Here is a 20,460-nt window from a genome sequence, read left to right as displayed (position 1 = left end):
GTCTTATCTATTTTCTCAGATATTATTGTACTAGATACCCAAGGGGACAGACAGGGGGAGAATGTGATTAACTTTCCCTAGGGGCTTTTGTTAAGTTACATTAAGCCCTACAATAAAATTCCAGTGAGTTAGACGAAATTCGCTCGATCGCTCGGTCTTATCCGCTCCTAGCTGAGATAGAGAAAAGATAGCGCATCGAGAAACAGAAAAATTGAGCTACTCCAGCTTTCGTCAATACTGCCCTTGTCATCTACCTTGAGTTATAACCTAGTGTCCCAAACCCTACCTAAACCCACCCTAAAAAGAGAATTTTTGCCCTTTACCCTACAGGATGTCCGTCTAGCTATCCCGGCCCGTTGCTTCCAATCAAGCGTTTTTCGCTCTTTAGCCTACTTTTTTTTTGATATTGGCATTATTGCCCTACTTTACTGGATAACTTACCAGATTAATCAAGCATGGTTCTTCCCCCTTTTTTGGTTTATGCAGGGAACCATGTTTTGGGCCCTATTTGTCGTCGGTCATGATTGCGGTCACGGTTCCTTTTCCCGTTATCGTTGGTTAAATAACTTAATCGGTCATCTCAGTCATACTCCCATTCTCGTACCTTTCCACGGTTGGCGCATCAGTCATCGCACCCATCACGCTAATACCGGCAATATCGACACCGATGAAAGTTGGTATCCCGTCACGGAAACCCAGTATAACAATATGGCTTGGTACGAAAAATTAGCTCGTTTTCAGCTAATTTTATTTGTTTACCCCCTTTATCTTTTCCGTCGTTCCCCTAATAAACAGGGGTCCCATTTTATGCCCGAAAGCCCCCTCTTTCGCCCCTCGGAACGGTGGCAGGTAATTACTAGCACCGTTTGCTGTACCTTTATGTTAGGTCTATTAATCGGGGTGGGTATTAGCTACGGCTTTTGGTTTCTGTTTAACTACTACATCATGCCCTATATCGTCTTTGTGGTTTGGTTGGACTTGGTGACATTCCTACACCACACCGAAGATGATATTCCTTGGTATCGCGGTCAAGATTGGTACTTTCTCAAAGGGGCGCTTTCTACCATCGATCGCGATTATGGCATCTTTAATCCCATCCATCACCAAATTGGTACTCACGTCGCCCATCATATTTTTATCACTATTCCCCACTATCATCTCCAAGAAGCAACCGAGGCCATCCGTCCCGTCTTAGGAGACTATTATCGCGTCTCGCAAGAACCAATTTTCAAATCTCTCTGGCGCTCCTACCGCAATTGTCATTTTGTCAGTGACCAAGGCAGTAAGGTTTTTTACCGCAAAAACTGATCCTATCTTAGCCATTAGGAGGAAACGGCAGCAAAATCTGCCTCCTCCTCTCACACCGAGACAGCACAAACAATGTACTATTCTTTAGAGCGAGGCAACTTATCAAGAATTGGCAACGAGAATAAGTAAAAATAAATTTGACAAATACTTAGAAAAGGTTCTATTATGCTGAATAATACTTGACTTGTGTTAAAATCGGCTGCAGTCTTGTTGTTAATTTAAGGGATAGTTACATGAAAATTGTTACTGTTACTGAGGCCAAAGAACAAATTGATGAATTAGTGAATGATACCAATGATAATCATCAACTGATTTTGTTATCTGGTACGAAAAAGAATGCTATTTTAATTGCTGAGGAAGATTGGAACTCTATTCAAGAAACCCTTTATTTGTATTCTATTCCTGGTATGGTAGATTCAATTATTGAAGGTGGCAACACTTCTATTGAAGATTGTGTGGATGAGGCGGGTATCAGAGCAATTTTAAATGGATAATTGGCAGTTGGTTTTTACCAAACAAGCAAAAAAAGAGGCCGAAAAGCTGGCTCGTACTGGGTTGGCAAAACAAGCTAACGAGTTATTAAATATTCTTAAGTCAAATCCGTATCAATCTTATCCTGTTTATGAGAAACTTAGTGGCGATTTAGCGAGCTATTATTCCAGACGTAAGCTGCCCGCGCATTTAAATTGCTTGTTGAGATGAGGCACTCATGCAAGAGGCAAAAGTAAAATGCGCGGGCAGCTTATCAAACTATGCGAAAATTAACTGGGGTCTGCTGAATAAATCTAAAAACCTTGTTGGATAATACTTTTAGACTTTTTTCCCATCAAAAAGTGCCTTAGCTAGGGGTGATCGGGGGGAAAATTCAGGTACTTTGTCCCTGAAAATTAGGTAGTTGACCACCTGAAAATCGGTAAAACCCTACACCCCACACCCCACACCCCACACCCTGCCCCCAGGGAAAACTTTTTCAGCAGACCCTAACTGGTAATAGTGTGGCAATTCCCCGCGTGGCTGCTGTGGTTAATTCCGCAATCAATTCTTTGTTAAATCTTCATTCAGCTTCAAGAAATTATGAATTAGGAAGTGAGGAGCAGGGAGCAGGGAGCAAAAAGCTGATGGCTGATAGCTAAAAGGCTGATAGCTCTTTATTGCTAACCCGACCGACGATGATCTATTCTGGATCCTAGCCTGACTCGCCAATCCCCACCGTCAAAAAAGAATAATGTACTGCGATTACCTGGTTCAAATCCTCACCGCACGCGTTTACGATGTCGCCCAAGAAACCCCCTTGGAACTTGCCCCCAATCTCTCCCAACGCTTGCACAATCAGCTTTTACTCAAGCGCGAGGATATGCAGTCGGTTTTCTCTTTTAAACTGCGCGGCGCTTACAATAAAATGGCGCATTTGTCAAGGGATTTGTTACAAAAAGGTGTAATTGCTGCTTCGGCGGGAAATCATGCCCAGGGAGTCGCTTTGGGGGCGCGGCAATTGGGAACCCAAGCGATTATCGTTATGCCTGTCACCACTCCGCAAGTCAAAATCGACGCAGTAAAAGCCCGGGGCGGAATTGTCGTCCTGCACGGTGACACCTATGATGATGCCTACACTTACGCGCGGCAGTTAGAAGCGGAAAAAGGCTTAACTTTTATCCATCCCTTCGATGACCCGGAGGTAATCGCTGGCCAGGGTACGATCGGTATGGAAATTTTACGACAATATCAGCAACCGATCGAGGCCATTTTTGTCGCTATTGGTGGCGGTGGGCTAATATCAGGTATTGCAGCCTATGTCAAACGTTTACGCCCAGAAATTAAAATTATCGGGGTGGAACCTGTGGATTCAGACGCGATGAATCAATCCCTAAAAGCCGGTTATCGGGTGCGTTTGTCTCAAGTGGGATTATTTGCCGACGGGGTGGCGGTGCGGGAGGTGGGAGAGGAGACTTTTCGTCTCTGTCAGCAGTATGTGGATGAGATTATCCTCGTGGATACGGATGATATTTGTGCGGCGATTAAGGATGTTTTTCAAGATACACGGTCGATTTTAGAACCTGCGGGGGCGTTAGCGGTAGCAGGAGCGAAAGCTTATCTAGAAAGAGAAGGAATTGAGGATAAAACCCTCGTTGCCGTAGCTTGTGGGGCGAATATGAACTTTGATCGTCTGCGGTTTGTGGCGGAAAGGGCGGAATTAGGGGAACGGCGCGAGGCGTTGTATGCTGTGACTATTCCCGAACAACCGGGCAGTTTACGGCGTTTTTGCGAATGTGTCGGCAAACGCAATTTAACCGAATTTAGTTATCGCATTGCCGATGAAAAAGAAGCGCATATTTTTGTCGGCGCCCAGATCGAAAATCGCAGCGATGCCAAGAAATTAGCCGAGAGTTTTGAAGCTTGCGGCTTTAAAACCCTCGATATTAGCGATGATGAATTGACTAAATTGCATCTGCGCCACATGGTGGGAGGGCGATCGCATTTAGCTGATCATGAATTATTTTATCGCTTCGAGTTTCCCGAACGACCGGGGGCTTTAATGAAATTTGTCGCCTCCCTGAGTCCCCACTGGAATATCAGCGTTTTCCATTATCGCAATAACGGGGCCGATTATGGGCGCATCGTCGTGGGCATACAGGTCCCCCCCGATGAAATGAATCAATGGCAAGCTTTTCTCGATACTCTCGGTTATCGCTATTGGGATGAAAGCCAAAATCGGGCCTATCAGTTATTTTTAGGTTAGGGTTGGCTGAATAAATCTAAAAACCTTGTTGGATAAGGCTTTTAGACTTTTTTCCCCTCAAAAAGTGCTGACCATTGGAGTGATCGGGGGTAAAATTCAGGCACTTTTTCCCTGAAAATTAGGTAACTGACTACCTCAAAATCGGTAAAACCCTACACCCTACACCCCACACCCCACACCCTGCCCCCACTAACAAACTTTTTGCCGCAAACCCTAGGTTAAATCGCCATTTTCAGGAAGTTATCAGCAGATGAATCAAGATTTTCCCCATATTTCCGTTTTGAGTCAAGAATTAATCGCTGGTTTAAATATTCAACCCGGGGGGCATTATCTCGATCTTACCCTAGGGGGTGGTGGACACAGCCGCTTGATTTTAGAAACCCATCCCGAAACAATAGTAACCGCCATCGATCGCGATCAAAGCGCCCTAGAAGCGGCTAAAATTAGTCTCGCTCCCTATCTAGATAGCCGTTTAACTCTCTGGTGGGGGAACTTCGCCGATTATAATGGACAAAATAGCAGTTTTGATGGCATTATCGCCGATTTAGGGGTCAGTTCTCCCCAATTCGACCAGAGCGAGCGCGGCTTTAGTTTTCGCCACACGGCAGCCTTAGATATGCGGATGGATCGCTGTCAATCCCTAACGGCAGCTGATATTATCAACCATTGGCAGGAAAAAGAATTAGCCGATCTTTTTTATCAATACGGAGAAGAACGTTTATCTCGTCCGATTGCCCGTTCGATCGTCCAAAAACGTCCCTTTACTACCACCACTGAATTAGCATCTGTCATCGCTAGTTCTGTCCCCGCTAGTTACCGTTATGGACGTATTCATCCAGCAACGCGGGTTTTTCAGTCCCTACGCATCGCTGTTAATCAAGAATTAGATTCTCTGCAAAAATTGTTAAATCAAGCCCCCCACTGGCTAAAATCCGGGGGAATTATCGCTATGATCAGTTTTCATAGTCTAGAAGATCGTCTGATCAAGTATGGCTTTCGCGAAGATAATTCCTTGAAAATTATCACGAAAAAGCCGATTATTCCCAGCCGAGAAGAACAGGCTAAAAATCCTCGTTCTCGTTCGGCTAAACTAAGAATAGCCCAAAAGATAAGCTGTTCTTAATTTAAATTAAAAATGGATTTTAGGTTCGATCCCCCCTGCCCCCCTTGATAAGGGGGGTATCTGATAATTTTTAACACCTACCTACTTAAGCTGTTCGTAATTTAAATTACTTGTTGAGACGAGGCAAAAGGCAACAGGCAAAAGGGATAAGAAATAATCAGTTTTTAATAACTGGATTTAGTATGAGCTTAAAGTAAAAACCAAGAAAGAAAGCCAGTATTTATTATTAAAAATCACTGACTAAAATAACGCAGTCCCTTTACCAATCTTTCCACTGCCGTTAAAGCCGTTTCTGGAGATAAAGCACCGTAGGCAAGACGCAAATAACAGCCTTCTGTTATCCCAAAAGTTGAACCGGGTAACACCGCCACCCGCTGCTGCTCAATTAAGCTTTTAACTAACTGAAAATCATTCTTGTCTGTGTTAATTTTCAGGAAGAAATAAAAAGCCCCTTCCGCAGTAGCAACATCACAAATATCCCTAATCGATTCTAGAGCATTCAGGCAAATTTCTCTAACTTTACTGATGGTTTTTAACTGTTCTAAAGGATAGCTTTTACCCACCTGCAACGCCCCTAGGGCTGCGTATTGCGAAACCACCGGCGGACAGATTAAAATAGTATCCTGAATCTTATTAATCGCCTCAGATAAATGTTCTGGTACTACCATATAACCAATGCGCCAACTGGCAAAACCGTAGGCTTTTGAGAGACTAAACAGGGAAATAGTCCAGGATTCACTACCAACAATTGCCGCTGGGGAAAAGTGGCGGACATGGTTATAGGTAAAATACTCATAAGCCTCATCGTGAATGTGATAGATGCCCTTTTTTTGACAAATTCGATTGACTTCTCTTAGGGTATTTTCTGGATAAACTACTCCCGTAGGGTTATTAGGAGAAATCGTCACCACTGCCTTAGTTTTTTCCGTGATTGCCTCTTCAATGGCGGCTGGACGCAATTGATAATTTTTGTCTGTGGCGACCAAAATCCCTTGACAATTAGCCATTTTTATGGCCATTTCATGATTGAAATAAAAGGGAGTGTTGAGAATAATTTCATCCCCCGGGGAAGTAATGGCTAAAATGGCATTCATAAAAGCCATATTACTGCCCGCCGTCACAAAAATTGCCTGTTTATCGCTGATTTCTACCCGATTATCTTCGGCTAGTTTTTCCCTAATTACCGTTAATAAGGGGGGAATTCCCGCCACAGATTGATATTGATGATTTTTGGGATTGGCTAAGAATAAAGATAGAGATTCGATCGCCTCCCGGGGTGGATCATAGGAAACAATCCCTTGACCTAGGGAAATAGTGCCAGGGTTCGCTTTAATTAACTGACCGACTACGGGAATAATCGGCGTTTGTACCCCGTCCATGCGGGAGAGAAGGTTCCTCATTCAAGTAATCAATGGAGCCGAGCAGAGTCGAACTGCTGTCCAAATTAGGTATTGACTGTCCGTTCATTCACAGGTTTAGTTTCGATTACCCTCGAAACGGGGACTGTCACTTATCCCGGACAGTGGGATGCTCTAGTTAAAGCTTACACGGTTAACTAACTAGAGAAAGTTAAACGTGGCATCCGTTGGGGGTTGATCCATAGTCCTTAACGGAGTCAAACTATGAATGCTCGAGTCGATTAGAGACTATTAGGCAGCTACAGGAGCGGCTTTACGAGCGAAAGGAACGATGTTGTTCGCATTTACTTTTTGTTTGAGCCTTTGATTTACGAGAGGAGACTCACTCTCGACCTGTATCACGGGGGAGCTTTCGCTAACCTGTCGAAACCGTTACGGCCCCTTGTGCTTACATTCTGATTATAGCATATTTTTTGATTAAGCTAATTTCGGCTCAATTGAGGATTTTTCCCTTCCCAGGCGTTAGAGCCGGGCTAGATCGGTAAAAAAGGTTTTTATCGCTGATTTTTGGGAAAGTTATCCTATATTTGCGATCCAGCTGCCATGGTTGATGCCGAAGTTGCCTCAACTCTGAACATTTTCTGAAGATGCCCTGGCGTGGACGAGAGTGTAATTAATCCGTAAAGCTTCTACACGGGCGAAATGTTGAATATTACCCGTAACCAGTTCTAGATTAGATTGAATCGCCGTGGATGCGATCTGTAAATCGGCATGGGCGAGAATATTTCCCTGTTGTTCTAGTTGCGCTTGAATTTCTCCGTAAATTTTCGCTGTCAAGCGATCAAATGGCAGGATCGTGAATTCGGGGATAATTCTCGTTTCGATTTTTTCCAGAAAATGATTGCGCTTGGGGGAACGGAACGCACCTTTATATAGTTCGGCGATCGTGATACTGCTAGTATATTGATTTTCTCGATCGAGCGATCGTAACCATTGCAGATAGTCCAGTAGCGGGCGCTTGCGTAACATCTCTGAAATAGCATCGGTATCAAAGAGATAAGCCATCAGGTTCTCTCGTCCAAGATATTATGCAGTTCTTCGGCTAATTCTTCTGAATCTTCCCAATTTTCGCTTAAATTCGCTAACCCTCCCCTCTGACGAGCGCTTCTCAGTCGTTGCAATTGTCGGATATCTTCGTAACTCACTAGGGCAGCCACGGGTTTGCCGTAGCGGGTGATGACAACGTAGCCCTCTTGGAGAGCAAGATCGATCGATTCGGAAAGACGCGCTTTCACTTCGGCTGTCGAGAGGATTTTTGTCATTGATCTTAAGTTGGACATCTTGACCATAATAATTCTAGTATATCGATTTCCACTCATCGAAAATTTGGGTCTGAAACCCCGTCGTTCTACGACGGCTTTACCGTTAAATATGAGCATCGTTTACCAAATATATGCTAAAATGTGAGACATGGAAAAAGCCTATTCGTTTCGATTTTACCCCACACCCGAACAAGAGTCGCTATTGCGGCGCACTTTGGGCTGTGTAAGATTGGTTTACAATAAAGCTCTCCATCTCAGAACACAAGCATGGTACGAAAAGCAAGAAAGAGTAGGATATACTGAAACGTCTTCAATGCTAACTGATTGGAAAAAGCAAGAAGAATTAGACTTTTTAAACGAAGTTAGTTGTGGACCTTTACCACAAGGGTTAAGACACCTACAAACAGCTTTTACTAACTTCTTTGCTGGTCGTACTAAGTATCCTAACTTTAAGAAAAAACATCAGGGAGGAAGTGCCGAATTTACTAAGTCAGCTTTTAAATTTAAAGACAAACAAATTTATTTAGCCAAATGCACAGAACCTTTACCTATTCGATGGTCAAGACAAATCCCAGAAAGCTGTGAACCAAGTACAGTAACAGTCAGATTGCATCCCTCTGGGCGTTGGCATATCTCAATAAGATTTGATGACCCAACAATTAAACCCTTACCCCCAACCGATAAAGCCATCGGAATTGACTTAGGAATTAGTAGCCTAGTAATTACCAGCGATGGTGACAAAGTATCTAATCCTAAGCATTTTAAAAAGCATTATCAGAGACTGCGAAGAGCATCGAAAAGCCTTTCTCGAAAACAGAAAGGCTCAAAAAATCGAGAAAAAGCGAGAATCAAAGTAGCCAAAATTCACGCTCAAATCACCGATAGTAGAAAAGACCATTTACACAAGCTAACCACTCAATTAGTTCGTGAAAACCAAACGATTGTGGTTGAGAATTTAGCCGTCAAGAATCTGGTCAAAAACCCGAAATTATCTCAGGCAATATCTGATGTAAGCTGGGGAGAAATCACCCGACAATTAGCCTATAAATGCCGTTGGTACGGGAAAAATTACCTCGAAATAGATAGATGGTTTCCTAGTTCTAAGCGGTGTAGTAATTGCGGGCATATTGCTGAGAAAATGCCGTTAAATATTCGAGAATGGGATTGTCCAGACTGCGGGACTCACCATGACCGAGATATTAACGCTAGTAAAAACATTTTGGCCGCAGGACTTGCGGTGTCAGTCTGTAGAGCGACCATAAGACCAGAACAGAGTAAAACTGGGGCGGCAGGTGCGAAAAATCCTTCGGGACAGAAGCAGAAACCCAAATCGTGAGGTTTGGGAATCGCCGTCCGTTTTACGGCGGCGAGGATGTCAAACCAGAGTCGATTCAAGGTTGATGCGCGATCGGCGGCGTTGTCAAGTTTGAAGATGATTGCGTATCGGAGCAGCATTGAAAACGCTTTGAGAGCAGGGCTTTCCTTGTGTCGCCATTCATTCTTCATATTCTGTCTGATCTTCTCACTTCCCCTCCCGACCACCGACTCCTAACCCCACCAACAAACTTTTTTAGCAAGTCCTAATTATTGATTGCCTCGGTTTGAATTGCCACCTATTAACAATCTATCTCCGTAGCACAATTTAGCCATTTTGTCAAAAAAAATTTGACTTTGCAACAAAACTACACAAAAATTAGATCAACGTTGTTCGGGAAAAAAGGGACAATTGGCGAAAGTGTTTGGTTTTGCTCAAGGGAAAAATCTAGATTTAGCAAGGGTTTTAAGACAACCCAGACCATTAAAAACCTAAAAATTACAACAAAACCCATCATAGCATAATGCAAAATTATACCTGAATCGCTGGAAGTATTGCAACCTCGTAAATAAATAAAAATTATTCTCAATAAATTCTTAAGTAAAAATAAATATTACCGATTGTAAATTTAAATATTTTTAAGCATTGAAGCTATTTATATATAAAATACTTATCATTTTGCCCTGATTGTCTCTGACTTTTCCCTCCCCAGAGTAACCACAGGAAAGACTATTACAGCATAATTATTCGATTCAAGAGCCAAAAGTAAAACCAGAAATATAGAGAGCTTGTTAGTAAGCTCTCTATAAAGTTTAGGTCTTTTACCACTTATCTTCCAGACTAGGATCTGTTAGCAGTATTCAAGCTACCCACTTGAATATTCAGATTAATTTTTTGTCCTTGCCGGCTAATTTCTATGGGCAAATTATCGCCGATTTGAGTATTAGCAACAATTTTCTGAACCGCATCGGGATCGGTGACATTCTTACCACCTACAGACTTTAACACATCACCCGATCGCAATCCCGCTGCTGCGGCAGGAGAATCTCTCATCACCCGCACTAACAAGACACCAGAATCATCGGGGATAGTCCAATTATCAGCCATGGGACTATCGGCTAATTGTTCTTTTACCTCCGAAGTTAACTGTACCATTTGAACACCGAGATAGGGATGTTCCACCTTACCCGTAGCGATTAATTGTTCGGCGATTCTTTGGGCAGTCTTAATCGGAATAGCAAAACCTAAACCCTGGGCATTTTGAATGATAGCAGTGTTAACTCCGATGACTTCTCCCCGAGCATTTAACAAAGGTCCGCCGGAATTTCCGGGGTTAATTGCCGCATCGGTTTGCAGGAAATCTACCAGTTTATCACTAGCGCCAATTTGGGAGCTATTGCGTTCCTTGGCACTAATAATTCCCGTGGTGACAGTGTTATCTAATCCCAAAGGATTACCAATAGCGATCGCCCATTCTCCCACCTGTAAACTATCAGAATTACCTAATTTAACCGTGGGTAAATTGCTCGTTTCTACCTGTACCACTGCCACATCAGTTAAAGGATCACTACCTAAAACTTTACCATCGATAGTGCGACCATCTTTGAGGGTGACAGTCACCTTATCTGCTCCCTCGACAACGTGAGCATTGGTGATAATTTTACCGTCATTACTGATAATAAACCCCGAACCTGTACCTCTTTGAACTTGTTTTTCTCCTCCCTCTGGTATTTGAGAACCAAAGAAGCGACGGAAAACAGGATCGTTAGCAAATTCAGAAAAATCACCGCCTCCATTGACTTCCCTAGAAGCATTAATTCTTACCACCGCCGGCCCCACTTCTTGCACCACAGAAGCGACAAAATTGGTAGGAATAACCAGAGACGAGGGAGCGGCAGCCGCTGGTGTGGAGGGGCGAGGATTATTGGCAGCGGTGGCAATATTTTGGGCTAATTCTAGAGGATTTTGGCTGTAGGCGTAGGTGGCACCGATGCCTAACCCAGCACCCAAAACCATTAAGGAGGAATAGGCAAAAAGTTTTTTCATCACAGAAGATTTGGAGCGTTTGGGATTACCTTCGTTGATCGGGGAAATATTATCGTTAAAAATATTGTGAGTCATAGTTTTTACTGTTTAACCATTCTGAGAAGGGAATGAAAGTCAGTCCTAATAATCGTGGGTGTGAGAGGAGTGTTTCGGAAAACGGCTGAGGACTGACTATCTCTAATCTAGGCAGGGGACATGAACTTACTGTGACGCAGACATGAAGTTTTGATTACAAGGTCATTGTTCCAGTGGATACAGAGATAGAGAGATAGAGAAAAAGGTAAATGGTAGATTTTCGGTTCTTCGGTAGGTCTAGGGACTCTTTGCTTATCCTGAAAACCTTATTCGTCAAGTCCGGTATTTGTGATTGCATAACAAGTACAGAAGAACCATAAATCTTGTTTTATTAAAGGTATAGAGATTGTGATCTCTGCCTCCAGAGATACTACAATGGTTTCAAATAAACTATCAGCTATAATCTCGTATGCTTTGTCTATACTTCTGCGGATTCCTGCTTTAGCACTAAACTCATCTAATAAATATTTTAAATCAAAACTTTTCTCATTTTGACTGTCTATATAGGCAATCAAACTTGATACAGTAGCTTGTCTTTCACTAAATTTTAAATAAATATAACGTTCTACACCTCTCCCTGTTCGCTTATTTTCTCTATCAAGAATTTCCAGTAACTCAGGAGACATTGCTGTGGTACTCCATAGATCATGTTGATATCTAGCAGAAGATGTAGAAACTTTATTAAGCAATCTTATTGTTATACCAAATCCGTTTTTAATAGTGTGATTAACTCACAAGTTATGGATTGTTTCTCCCCACTCCCTTCTCCGCTGCTCCGGCGCTCCCCGCTCCGCTGCTCACCTATACCTTTTAAACAGGATTTAGTAGGTTCTTCCGAACTTACACTGTAGAAAATTCCTCAAGCTCCCCCTCTGCCCAGCAAGTCTCTAAAGTTGATAAATATCAATTTAACAAAAACTCAAAGCCTTAGTATATAAGCTTTACAAGCATAAGTTATTGATAGTTTTACATGACAGGTTCGATAGAGCCATTTAGTATTACTTCATCTCGCCAACGAATAGATTGATTTTGATAAGTCTTTAAATCTAAAATTTTGATATTTTTTTCTGACCGAGATTTTCTGAGAACTTCGGCAATTTGAATTGGCTTATACAAGTCAATTCTAGCTTTAGCAATAATGCTATCAAGTCTCATTTTAGCGTCTTGAATATTTGCCATTATCTAAAACTCCTGAGTCGAAAATAAACTTAATTGAGTTGTTCGATTGAACGAGAATGAATTAGTTGATGCTTGCTCAACATCTAACAAAGACTCGATCACAGAATTAACCACAGCAGCCACACAGGAAATCGCTACACTATTACCCGTTAATTTTCGCATAGTTTGATAACTGCCGACAATTTGATAATCATCGGGAAAACCTTGTAAACGTAGCATTTCCCTTGCTGTTAAGCGTCTTTGACCATCCACTAATAAATAATTATAGGATGCTCCCGCTCGCAAGGCACAGGAATAGGGATAAGCACTGACATTACCTCCTTTATTTTCGTGCCAGATAGTCGGTTCACTATAAGGTTTTTTTCCCTCTCTTTTCAGAAGGCGACTTTTTTGAATTCTTTCGGAGGCATAATAAAAATCCGAGACATTTTCCTCTAATATTTCCGTTAAACTTGTTCTAGATAAAGCTGGTTTTGGCCAGATAAAATCTCTCGCTTCTCGGAAACCAACGATAAAAATACGTTCCCGTTTTTGCGGTAAACCAAAATTAAGCGCATTCAAAACCCGATAATCGGTATAGTAATCTAAATTTTGCAGAGTATCGAGAATAACTTGCAAGGTTTTTCCCTGTTGATGTACCTGCAATTGCTTGACATTTTCTAGAATAAATGCTGCGGGTTGTTTGGCTTTTAAAATACGGGCAATCTCAAAAAATAGCGTGCCTCTGGTATCTTCAAATCCCTTTAAATCACCACAAATACTAAAGGGTTGACAGGGAAAACCTGCCATTAAAATATCGTGATTAGCAATATCTAGGGCAGCAATTTCGGTAATATCTCCCTGGGGTTGGTCGCCAAAATTAGTGTGATAAATTGCCTGAGCATCTTTATCTATATCACAGGAAAAGACACAATCATATTCTAAGTTTTTTTGGCGACAAACTTGTTCAATTGCGACTCGAAACCCTCCTAAACCACAAAAGAGGTCAATAAAACGAATTTTCTGCTTATCTTTAAGTAAATTCATCGATCACATCCCTGGCAAGACCTCGATAATATCCTAACTTAATGGGGATAATTCATCGTGTTATAGCACAGCTACATCAAAAAATCAATCGAACTTTAGAGGTATTTTTTGCCAAGTTTGAGGAGGTAGAAAGAGCCGTAAACTTGATTAACAATTGTCCTCGAAAATGTCTTGACTTTCGTAACCGGAATTAGGTATTCTATGAAGATAGATCAGACAGTAATGCAATTCAGACTTGAATTGGCCATGACATAGATAGGTTCTTGTTTGTTTCCTAATTTTCTGTTGCCTATTTGCTGCTTTCTAAAAGTACAGACATTCTGAGCAAGCACTAGGCCTTGAGATAAGACCGTCACCACCAAGGCAGAAAGATGGATTTTGTGATAATTATTTGAATAGCGGAGAAATTTATGGGATTGATGCCAAAGCTCTCGGTAAGTTGCGATCGCTGTCTCGCAGCTTTGCTATCTAGCCCACAGAGAGAGCCAGAAAACAATAAGGACAAACATAATCAAATAAAAGCAATAACGCCACGATTACCCCAATTTTGCCAGCAGATAGGTTTAATAGTCATGGATATAGCTGGAAGCGTGCAAATACTTACGGAACGATCTGAACAATTGCTGTACCAGTATTCCCTCTCTCATACCCCGAATACCTTACCAGAACCCTTGCAAAAGTGGTTTAAACATCAGATTGCCCGACTCCTGGCCAAGGATGACCAAGCCTTTTCCTGCTCACCCTTACGCCTAGAACAAGAGGGACGACAGTTAATCATTTTTCTGATTCCCACTCTGATCGGAGAACAGTTTCTCCTACTCTTAGAAGAACAAGAACTGCCCTGTTTTTCGATTGCGGCCTTAGAATTGTTGGGACTGACTAAAAGGGAAGCAGAAGTGCTATTTTGGATTGCCCGAGATAAAAGTAATGCCGCCATAGCAAAAGTGATCGGATGTAGCGAAGGAACCGTGCGAAAACATCTAGAACATATTCACGGGAAACTAGGGGTACAAACTCGGACGGCAGCGGTTATAGTTGCCCTCGAAAAGTTGGGGCTACTGAAAGGGCAGATTGCAGCGATATCTTCATAATTCCCTACGCGGATCATCGTATTGTTAACCCAGAAAAATTTGATGATTATTGAAATTGTGCATTGTCCTGAAGCCTTTCTTGAACAGAGCTTCTTATCGAGAAAGCCAAAATTTCTTTGGCAAGGAGAATCAAATCTATGCCTACACCCTTTGTGAATGAGGAATTTACCTTCACCAATCCCGACGGCAGCACTATCCGGGTCAGGGGATCGGGAAACCAATATTACGCTGTTTTTGAAACCCTAGATGGCTATACCGTGGTCAAAAACCCTGACAATGGTTTTTACACCTACGCCCAGCTTTCCGAAGACAAAAGCCAACTGATAGCGACCGATGGGATAGTCGGCCAAGTAGCACCCCAAAGCCTCGGCATCCAGCCCCATCTACGCATCCAGACCGAGAGTGCCAAACAACAAGCTCAGAGCGCACCGATGCTACAGGACGGGTTCAGTCAATGGCGAGTCCGTCGTCAGCAAAAAAAAACTCAGCTGCAGGGAATCAGTGCGACGACCAGTGCTGATGCCAGACCAGCTTCAACAGTAACTGTGGGCAACTATGTGGGATTATGTATCTTGATTCAGTTTCCCGACGTTGCCCCCAGCATTTCCCAACAGGAAGTCAGCAACTTCTGTAACCTACCTGGTTACGCCGGATTTGGCAATAAAGGGTCAGTACGGGATTATTTCTACGACAACTCCCAGGGAAAATTAACCTATACCAATGTTGTCACCCAATATTACACCGCCGCCCATAATCGCTCCTATTATACCGATCCAGCGATCGACTATGGTACTCGCGCCCGAGAACTGATTCTAGAAGCCCTCAATTATTTGAAATCCCAAGGCTTTAACTTTAGTCAGTTGAGTAGTGATAGTAACGGCTTAATTTATGCCTTAAATGTCTTCTATGTCGGACCGCGGGTCAACAATTGGGCCGAAGGACTATGGCCTCATTCCTGGAGTTTAGCTTCACCCTACGATGTCGGGGGGGGCAAGAAGTTATACGACTACCAAATTACCAATATGGGTAGTGAACTGACCTTGCGTACCTTCTGTCATGAAAATGGTCACATGATTTGCGATTTTCCCGATCTCTACGATTATGGCGGTCAATCGGCAGGAGTGGGTAATTATTGTCTGATGTGTTACGGGGGCAATGATAAAAATCCCGTACAAGTCTGTGCCTACCTCAAAAATGAAGCCGGTTGGGCCAGCAAAGTGACAGCGATAACTCCAGGTCTTACCGCCAGTCTTCCTGCGGCCAAGAATGAGTTTTACCTCTACAGTAAGAACGCTAACGAGTACTTCCTGATCGAAAACCGGCAGAAAACTGGCCGGGATACATTCCTCCCCGATGCGGGCCTAGCCATCTGGCACGTGGACGAACAGAAGGATGGTAACGAGGAGGAACAGATGACTCCTAGCCAACACTACGAATGTTCCTTAGAACAGGCCGATAATCGCTTCGATTTGGAGAAAGACGTGAATGCTGGTGATAACGCCGACCTATTTCGAGCCTCCTATAAAACCGAGTTTTCCGATAGCACCAGTCCGAGCAGTAAATGGTGGGATGGTAGCAACTCTGGCTTAAAAATCGCCCAGATTTCTGCTATTGGTGCCACGATGACCTTCACTGTCCCCGGCAGTGCTTGGCTAAAGAAAAAGCAGATTACCGGTTTGTGGATGATTAACCAAGAACGCAATGCGGCCGCCTATGTGGAGGGCCTCGGCTGGCGCAAGATTGCCAGCGAGAGTGACAGTGTTTTCTTGGGGATGCTTACCCTGCTGTCCGCCGCTAAGGAAAGAAAATTTCCCGTCGATCTGCGTCTGGAAAACGACGTGATTCAGGAAATTTACGTTTTTTAAAACTTTTTCAAGATTTAACGAGGAAAATACCATGACATTAGCACAACCGACTCAAATTCCCCCCGCAGCTAACGTTCCTCAGTCCGAAACACCAGAAATTCCCTCCGTTCCTCTCTTTGCCGAAAACCCCCTCGGTCAGGATAGCAAAGATGGCCTGCGTGGCGGAGCGAATCTCTATGGCGGCTGTAGTATTGAAGTGGGCTGTGGTTGCTCCTTTGGCACCCTGCGCTATACCCATGAAGATGCCCAAGGCTGGTTAGACTATGTGAAAAAGTTTGCCCCCTTAAACTTTTGGTATCAGGATTGTGGCGTACAACCCTGGCTTTACTACGAACCCTACGATGATTGGCAAGATACCTACGGGGTAGATGCGGTCATGGCCTTCTATCACTCTGGTCATGGCGGGATGGATGCCAATGGCGTGTTTTATCTACCGATGAGCAAACCGTGGGGTAACGAAGGTTGTACGATCGTCTCTAGCAGTGATAAGTTAGTTTGGGGTAACGAGCGGGTCAGATACATTTTTCTGTCTACCTGTCTTTCCCTGCGGGTTCTGGGTGGTCACAACCCGATTCGGACTTGGAATCCTAGTAATCGCGGTTGGCGAATGCTCTTCGGCTATGAAACTGTTAGTTGGGATAATCCCAATTACGGTAAGTTTTTCTGGGAAGAATGGAACAAGAATAAGTCTTTTAGTACCGCTTGGTTAGATGCTAGTTGGCGCATTGCCCACGACCAGGCCCCCTCGGTGGTGGCCTGTGGCGCCAGTGCCGATGAGGCGAAAAATCGTCTCTTTAATGAACGCTATTTTTCTCGCGAACGGGTCAGTAATGCTTGGTATTGGTGGCGATGGTACAATGTGGCTCGCAGTAGCCAACCACAACTGGTCTTACCCCAGCATCTCCTCGTCGGTCGTTTGCAACCCCTAGACGCTACTCGACCGGCTGCCCACAGCCTAGCGGCACGATTTGGTCTTGACCTGGAAATCCCCTCAGAAGTTGCTAGTACCAGAAATGGCTCCTATCGCCTGGTGACGGGGGAACAAAGCATCGCCTACGGTAGTGATGGGTCAATTGATGTTCGTTTGGCAACTCCTAACCGTTATAATTACAACCCCTTGGCTATGGACAGCGCCCAAACCCTAGCCCAGGAGGCCGTCTGGCGTTACGGTCTTGACCAAGAAGTCCCAGTGGTGTTCGATCGAATTATCTTATCTTCGGAAGCCGGCGGTACGGCTAACGGTTCGGGACAATTGGACGGACCGTTTACCACCGGTGTGATTGTCCAATTCCGACAGTTGATTAATGGTGTCCCAGTGATTACCCCGGGGGCGGGTACGGTGCGAATTGCCCTGGATAACGATGGTACTGTCACCGATGTGCATTCATCAGTCCGCTCGCTCGAACAGTTAAGTAGTCGTCCTGTACGCTCTGCCAGTGCGCCGCCTCCCCAGGGTGATATCGCCCCTGTCTTAGCACCCGAACCTAGCAACTATGAGCAGTTACTAGCGGCAGAGTTTAGCCGACAATTGGCTTCCCTGTCTGCTCGCGGTGGCGGTGGAATGCCTCTAGAATTCACCACTGTACCCAATTCCACCGAGATTGGCTACGATATTGACGGCGATGAGGCGATTTTGATCGCCCGCAAAGCGATCGAAGTTAACTTTGGCAATGGTTATCGTAAACGTTATTGGGTTACTGTACCCTTGTTTGGTTAACTGCGATCGAATCCAGTTTTAATCATGTCAAGACGGGGAGCTTGCCCGTCTTGACAGGCTTTTTTACTTTTTCCTTGCTACACAATGTCTAGCGTCACCCGTCAACAACTGGAGAGCGCGATCAATGCTGGCTTAAAGATCGGCTTAAACGGTGAAAATTTACAAGGTTTGGATTTATCTGGTCTGAATCTCAGTGAATTTGACTTTAGCTATGCCAATCTAGAATCAGTTAACTTCCGGGGTGCCAATTTAAGCAAAGCGATTTTGTGGTCTGTGCAAGCGGCAAAAGCGAACTTTAGTCAAGCTAACCTTAGTGGGGCCAACCTCGGCACTGCCAATCTTAGCCAATGCAATCTTGGCGGTGCAATTCTCCGTCAAGCTAGTTTGTTAGGAACCAATTTGCAACAAGCGGATTTAAGCAGCGCCGATTTGCGTCTGGCTAATCTCCAAAATACCATCCTCACGGATATTATTTATAATGCTCAAACCCAATGGCCTGATGGATTCCGTTTTTTGCGGTAGGCCAAAATTAAGAGCATTCAAAACCCGATAATCGGTATAGTAATCTAAATCTTGCAGAGTATCGAGAATAACTTGCAAGGTTTTTCCCTGTTGATGTCCTTGCAATTGCTTGACATTTTCCAGAATAAATGCTGCGGGTTGTTTGGCTTTTAAAATACGGGCAATCTCAAAAAATAGCGTGCCTCTGGTATCTTCAAATCCCTTTAAATCACCACAAATACTAAAGGGTTGACAGGGAAAACCTGCCATTAAAATATCGTGATTGGGAATATCTAGGGCAGCAATTTCGGTAATATCTCCCTGGGGTTGGTCGCCAAAATTAGCGTGATAAATTGCCTGAGCATCTTTATCTATATCACAGGAAAAGACACAATCAGATGCTAAGTTTTTTTGGCGACAAACTTGTTCAATCGCGACTCGAAACCCTCCTAAACCACAAAAGAGGTCAATAAAACGAATTTTTTTACTATCTTTCAGGAGATTCATCGATAGTTGAGATTGTAGCGATAGGGATATTCTCTTTGATTTTAACTTATTCAACTTTCACCAAAGAGCGGACGGTAAATATTTCATTTGCTTGTAGGGGTTTAATCGCCGAAATTGGCACAGTAACTACTGAAATTGACTCACCGAGAGCGTTAAAAACTTCTAAAATTGCTCCCATTTCGCCATTGCTAGGATGGGGGATTAAATCCACTAATACTGCCACATCTCCCGATTTTAGATTGTCTTCGGGAACATCAAGACAAAGAACCACATGATCGTATAATCTAACATCCATAATTATCTATCCTTTCGGGGCTTGAGAGTAACAAACTGAAAACAGTCGTCAATGTATCGCAGTATCCATATTGTAACCACTGCTAAATTGATTCCGTTAACTCCTTCTAGCATTCCTTCAACTCGATAAAAGATACCGTATTCATTTTTACCATCTTTGATCGCATCTTCTACGGTAATTAGCTGAATAATCGCTTTTTGCAAACTGGCCGCATTATCGAGAGTAAATCCTGCTTGTGCTAAAAATTTTGATTTGTCATCTTTGTCTCTGAATACGAGAAGATAACGAGTAAGTTTATCCTCTGGAATAATTGCTTTAGATGGAATTTGCATCGCTCAATCTACTTAGTTTTCTAGCCTTTTCTTCAGCACTCATTATTTTCGAGTTTGCTCTCTAGGGATTCTAGATCTGATAACTGCGGTGGATGATTAGCATTCCATGGGAGAGCTTGATCTAATTTTTCTCGAAAAGGCGATCGATTTATCCAGTCTTCGTTTACGGGAGAGCGATCGAGTAAATTTTGATAAAACTCATTAACAACTGCTGTTTTTTCTCCTGTTTCATCGACAATATACTGAATACCTTTCATAATTGAAATCCCAGCGAGATGGATATTCTATAAAACCCGAAAATGTCACAAAAAAAAATTAGAACTAACCGCAGCCTATTCCTATCATATCACCGTTCGCTCTGATAACCAACTATAATAGTAAATTGCCTTAACTTTTAAGTCTCGATATAGTTACTAATTCTGTACGCCAACGCCGCACTTTGAATCAGCTTTGGCTGTACGGTAAGACATTGACACTTGCACCCGTGTCTAACAGTGCTGAAAACTCTACGGATCTATCTTGGTATGTGAGAGATATAGGTAGTTGAGGCAAGGCATCGGGGACACCAAACCCATCGAATCCTTCGGTAAAGTTAAATCGTTGGGCATTACCCATTGTGCGTTGCTTGATCCGAATCTAGCAGTTGAGCAAGTTGCTGCGCCG

20 protein-coding genes, 1 other RNA gene and 2 pseudogenes are annotated in these 20,460 nt (G+C 43.4%); 11 read left to right on the top strand and 12 right to left on the bottom strand.

Annotated elements, in window-relative coordinates:
• Positions 1 to 270 precede the first annotated feature (270 nt).
• The 6 genes and pseudogenes from GQR42_RS21985 (at position 271) to rsmH (ending at position 5,168) form a co-directional block, all read left to right on the top strand.
• Positions 271 to 1,308 (top strand): fatty acid desaturase, encoded by a 1,038-nt coding sequence (locus tag GQR42_RS21985; protein ID WP_158201618.1) that lies wholly within the window; start codon positions 271 to 273, stop codon positions 1,306 to 1,308.
• 88 nt (positions 1,309 to 1,396) lie between these two features.
• A pseudogene (locus GQR42_RS29740) lies at positions 1,397 to 1,465 on the top strand (putative toxin-antitoxin system toxin component, PIN family); the annotation flags it as partial.
• Between the two features lie 76 nt (positions 1,466 to 1,541).
• Positions 1,542 to 1,802: a type II toxin-antitoxin system Phd/YefM family antitoxin gene (locus tag GQR42_RS21975; protein WP_158201617.1), complete on the top strand. Its 261-nt coding sequence runs from the start codon at positions 1,542 to 1,544 to the stop codon at positions 1,800 to 1,802.
• Positions 1,795 to 2,010, top strand: a complete 216-nt coding sequence (locus GQR42_RS21970) for a hypothetical protein (RefSeq protein ID WP_158201616.1) — start codon at positions 1,795 to 1,797, stop codon at positions 2,008 to 2,010. The genes GQR42_RS21975 and GQR42_RS21970 overlap by 8 nt, the downstream gene beginning before the upstream one ends.
• Positions 2,011 to 2,533: 523 nt before the next feature.
• A complete protein-coding gene (gene ilvA / locus GQR42_RS21965; RefSeq protein ID WP_158201615.1) occupies positions 2,534 to 4,045 on the top strand; it encodes a threonine ammonia-lyase, biosynthetic in 1,512 nt (503 codons plus the stop codon).
• A 250-nt stretch (positions 4,046 to 4,295) separates the two neighbouring features.
• On the top strand, positions 4,296 to 5,168 hold the full coding sequence (gene rsmH, locus GQR42_RS21960; RefSeq protein WP_158201614.1) for a 16S rRNA (cytosine(1402)-N(4))-methyltransferase RsmH: 873 nt from the start codon (positions 4,296 to 4,298) through the stop codon (positions 5,166 to 5,168).
• A gap of 233 nt (positions 5,169 to 5,401) precedes the next feature.
• Here the strand turns inward: rsmH and GQR42_RS21955 are convergent, their stop codons facing one another.
• The 4 genes from GQR42_RS21955 to GQR42_RS21940 form a co-directional block, all read right to left on the bottom strand.
• Positions 5,402 to 6,568: a pyridoxal phosphate-dependent aminotransferase gene (locus tag GQR42_RS21955; protein WP_158201613.1), complete on the bottom strand. Its 1,167-nt coding sequence runs from the start codon at positions 6,566 to 6,568 to the stop codon at positions 5,402 to 5,404.
• A 9-nt stretch (positions 6,569 to 6,577) separates the two neighbouring features.
• Positions 6,578 to 6,968: a transfer-messenger RNA gene (gene ssrA, locus GQR42_RS21950) on the bottom strand.
• Positions 6,969 to 7,150: 182 nt separating this feature from the next.
• Positions 7,151 to 7,591 carry a type II toxin-antitoxin system VapC family toxin gene (locus GQR42_RS21945; protein WP_002784674.1) on the bottom strand — a complete coding sequence of 147 codons (441 nt, stop codon included), beginning with the start codon at positions 7,589 to 7,591 and terminating at the stop codon, positions 7,151 to 7,153.
• Positions 7,591 to 7,866, bottom strand: a complete 276-nt coding sequence (locus GQR42_RS21940; RefSeq protein WP_233271118.1) for a type II toxin-antitoxin system Phd/YefM family antitoxin — start codon at positions 7,864 to 7,866, stop codon at positions 7,591 to 7,593. The genes GQR42_RS21945 and GQR42_RS21940 overlap by 1 nt, the downstream gene beginning before the upstream one ends.
• A gap of 130 nt (positions 7,867 to 7,996) precedes the next feature.
• On the opposite strand from GQR42_RS21940, the gene GQR42_RS21935 reads away from it, so the two are divergent.
• Complete coding sequence (locus tag GQR42_RS21935) at positions 7,997 to 9,184, top strand: RNA-guided endonuclease InsQ/TnpB family protein (RefSeq protein WP_158201612.1); 1,188 nt, start codon at positions 7,997 to 7,999, stop codon at positions 9,182 to 9,184.
• A gap of 819 nt (positions 9,185 to 10,003) precedes the next feature.
• On the opposite strand, the gene GQR42_RS21930 is transcribed toward GQR42_RS21935, so the two are convergent.
• From GQR42_RS21930 to GQR42_RS21915, 4 genes are all read right to left on the bottom strand, one after another.
• Positions 10,004 to 11,284 carry an HhoA/HhoB/HtrA family serine endopeptidase gene (locus GQR42_RS21930; protein ID WP_158201611.1) on the bottom strand — a complete coding sequence of 427 codons (1,281 nt, stop codon included), beginning with the start codon at positions 11,282 to 11,284 and terminating at the stop codon, positions 10,004 to 10,006.
• A gap of 266 nt (positions 11,285 to 11,550) precedes the next feature.
• Positions 11,551 to 11,973: a HaeII family restriction endonuclease gene (locus GQR42_RS21925; protein ID WP_233271117.1), complete on the bottom strand. Its 423-nt coding sequence runs from the start codon at positions 11,971 to 11,973 to the stop codon at positions 11,551 to 11,553.
• Between the two features lie 277 nt (positions 11,974 to 12,250).
• Positions 12,251 to 12,463 carry a HaeII family restriction endonuclease gene (locus GQR42_RS21920; protein ID WP_233271116.1) on the bottom strand — a complete coding sequence of 71 codons (213 nt, stop codon included), beginning with the start codon at positions 12,461 to 12,463 and terminating at the stop codon, positions 12,251 to 12,253.
• A gap of 3 nt (positions 12,464 to 12,466) precedes the next feature.
• Positions 12,467 to 13,489, bottom strand: a complete 1,023-nt coding sequence (locus tag GQR42_RS21915; protein ID WP_158201610.1) for a DNA cytosine methyltransferase — start codon at positions 13,487 to 13,489, stop codon at positions 12,467 to 12,469.
• A gap of 572 nt (positions 13,490 to 14,061) precedes the next feature.
• On the opposite strand from GQR42_RS21915, the gene GQR42_RS21910 reads away from it, so the two are divergent.
• From GQR42_RS21910 to GQR42_RS21895, 4 genes are all read left to right on the top strand, one after another.
• Complete coding sequence (locus tag GQR42_RS21910; protein ID WP_233271115.1) at positions 14,062 to 14,580, top strand: response regulator transcription factor; 519 nt, start codon at positions 14,062 to 14,064, stop codon at positions 14,578 to 14,580.
• Between the two features lie 137 nt (positions 14,581 to 14,717).
• Positions 14,718 to 16,445 (top strand): M6 family metalloprotease domain-containing protein, encoded by a 1,728-nt coding sequence (locus GQR42_RS21905; protein ID WP_158201608.1) that lies wholly within the window; start codon positions 14,718 to 14,720, stop codon positions 16,443 to 16,445.
• Between the two features lie 31 nt (positions 16,446 to 16,476).
• On the top strand, positions 16,477 to 18,162 hold the full coding sequence (locus tag GQR42_RS21900) for a DUF6345 domain-containing protein (protein WP_158201607.1): 1,686 nt from the start codon (positions 16,477 to 16,479) through the stop codon (positions 18,160 to 18,162).
• Positions 18,163 to 18,246: 84 nt separating this feature from the next.
• Positions 18,247 to 18,684 carry a pentapeptide repeat-containing protein gene (locus GQR42_RS21895; RefSeq protein WP_158201606.1) on the top strand — a complete coding sequence of 146 codons (438 nt, stop codon included), beginning with the start codon at positions 18,247 to 18,249 and terminating at the stop codon, positions 18,682 to 18,684.
• On the opposite strand, the pseudogene dcm reads toward GQR42_RS21895, so the two are convergent.
• From dcm to GQR42_RS21875, 4 genes and pseudogenes are all read right to left on the bottom strand, one after another.
• Positions 18,649 to 19,170: pseudogene (gene dcm / locus GQR42_RS21890) on the bottom strand (DNA (cytosine-5-)-methyltransferase); the annotation flags it as partial. The gene GQR42_RS21895 and the pseudogene dcm overlap by 36 nt on opposite strands.
• 46 nt (positions 19,171 to 19,216) lie before the next feature.
• The gene (locus GQR42_RS21885) at positions 19,217 to 19,465 is read right to left on the bottom strand and encodes a DUF4926 domain-containing protein (RefSeq protein ID WP_002789664.1); all 249 of its coding nucleotides are present in this window, start codon (positions 19,463 to 19,465) and stop codon (positions 19,217 to 19,219) included.
• A gap of 2 nt (positions 19,466 to 19,467) precedes the next feature.
• The gene (locus GQR42_RS21880; protein ID WP_149976032.1) at positions 19,468 to 19,797 is read right to left on the bottom strand and encodes a DUF6883 domain-containing protein; all 330 of its coding nucleotides are present in this window, start codon (positions 19,795 to 19,797) and stop codon (positions 19,468 to 19,470) included.
• Between the two features lie 32 nt (positions 19,798 to 19,829).
• The gene (locus GQR42_RS21875; RefSeq protein ID WP_158201605.1) at positions 19,830 to 20,054 is read right to left on the bottom strand and encodes a hypothetical protein; all 225 of its coding nucleotides are present in this window, start codon (positions 20,052 to 20,054) and stop codon (positions 19,830 to 19,832) included.
• Positions 20,055 to 20,460 lie beyond the last annotated feature (406 nt).

It is taken from the genome of Microcystis aeruginosa FD4 (assembly GCF_009792235.1).
Lineage (GTDB): Bacteria > Cyanobacteriota > Cyanobacteriia > Cyanobacteriales > Microcystaceae > Microcystis > Microcystis viridis.
Note: the sequence above shows the minus strand (reverse complement) of the source record. Positions and strands in the feature narration are given on the sequence as shown.

Excerpts from the sequence above, each read along its gene's own strand:
- GQR42_RS21975 (WP_158201617.1), top strand. The coding sequence starts at position 1,542 with ATGAAAATTGTTACTGTTACTGAGGCCAAAGAACAAATTGATGAATTA.
- GQR42_RS21970 (WP_158201616.1), top strand. The coding sequence starts at position 1,795 with ATGGATAATTGGCAGTTGGTTTTTACCAAACAAGCAAAAAAAGAGGCC.
- ilvA (WP_158201615.1), top strand. The coding sequence starts at position 2,534 with ATGTACTGCGATTACCTGGTTCAAATCCTCACCGCACGCGTTTACGAT.
- rsmH (WP_158201614.1), top strand. The coding sequence starts at position 4,296 with ATGAATCAAGATTTTCCCCATATTTCCGTTTTGAGTCAAGAATTAATC.
- GQR42_RS21955 (WP_158201613.1), bottom strand. The coding sequence starts at position 6,568 with ATGAGGAACCTTCTCTCCCGCATGGACGGGGTACAAACGCCGATTATT.
- GQR42_RS21945 (WP_002784674.1), bottom strand. The coding sequence starts at position 7,591 with ATGGCTTATCTCTTTGATACCGATGCTATTTCAGAGATGTTACGCAAG.
- GQR42_RS21940 (WP_233271118.1), bottom strand. The coding sequence starts at position 7,866 with ATGTCCAACTTAAGATCAATGACAAAAATCCTCTCGACAGCCGAAGTG.
- GQR42_RS21935 (WP_158201612.1), top strand. The coding sequence starts at position 7,997 with ATGGAAAAAGCCTATTCGTTTCGATTTTACCCCACACCCGAACAAGAG.
- GQR42_RS21930 (WP_158201611.1), bottom strand. The coding sequence starts at position 11,284 with ATGACTCACAATATTTTTAACGATAATATTTCCCCGATCAACGAAGGT.
- GQR42_RS21920 (WP_233271116.1), bottom strand. The coding sequence starts at position 12,463 with ATGGCAAATATTCAAGACGCTAAAATGAGACTTGATAGCATTATTGCT.
- GQR42_RS21915 (WP_158201610.1), bottom strand. The coding sequence starts at position 13,489 with ATGAATTTACTTAAAGATAAGCAGAAAATTCGTTTTATTGACCTCTTT.
- GQR42_RS21910 (WP_233271115.1), top strand. The coding sequence starts at position 14,062 with ATGGATATAGCTGGAAGCGTGCAAATACTTACGGAACGATCTGAACAA.
- GQR42_RS21905 (WP_158201608.1), top strand. The coding sequence starts at position 14,718 with ATGCCTACACCCTTTGTGAATGAGGAATTTACCTTCACCAATCCCGAC.
- GQR42_RS21900 (WP_158201607.1), top strand. The coding sequence starts at position 16,477 with ATGACATTAGCACAACCGACTCAAATTCCCCCCGCAGCTAACGTTCCT.
- GQR42_RS21895 (WP_158201606.1), top strand. The coding sequence starts at position 18,247 with ATGTCTAGCGTCACCCGTCAACAACTGGAGAGCGCGATCAATGCTGGC.
- GQR42_RS21885 (WP_002789664.1), bottom strand. The coding sequence starts at position 19,465 with ATGGATGTTAGATTATACGATCATGTGGTTCTTTGTCTTGATGTTCCC.
- GQR42_RS21880 (WP_149976032.1), bottom strand. The coding sequence starts at position 19,797 with ATGCAAATTCCATCTAAAGCAATTATTCCAGAGGATAAACTTACTCGT.
- GQR42_RS21875 (WP_158201605.1), bottom strand. The coding sequence starts at position 20,054 with ATGAAAGGTATTCAGTATATTGTCGATGAAACAGGAGAAAAAACAGCA.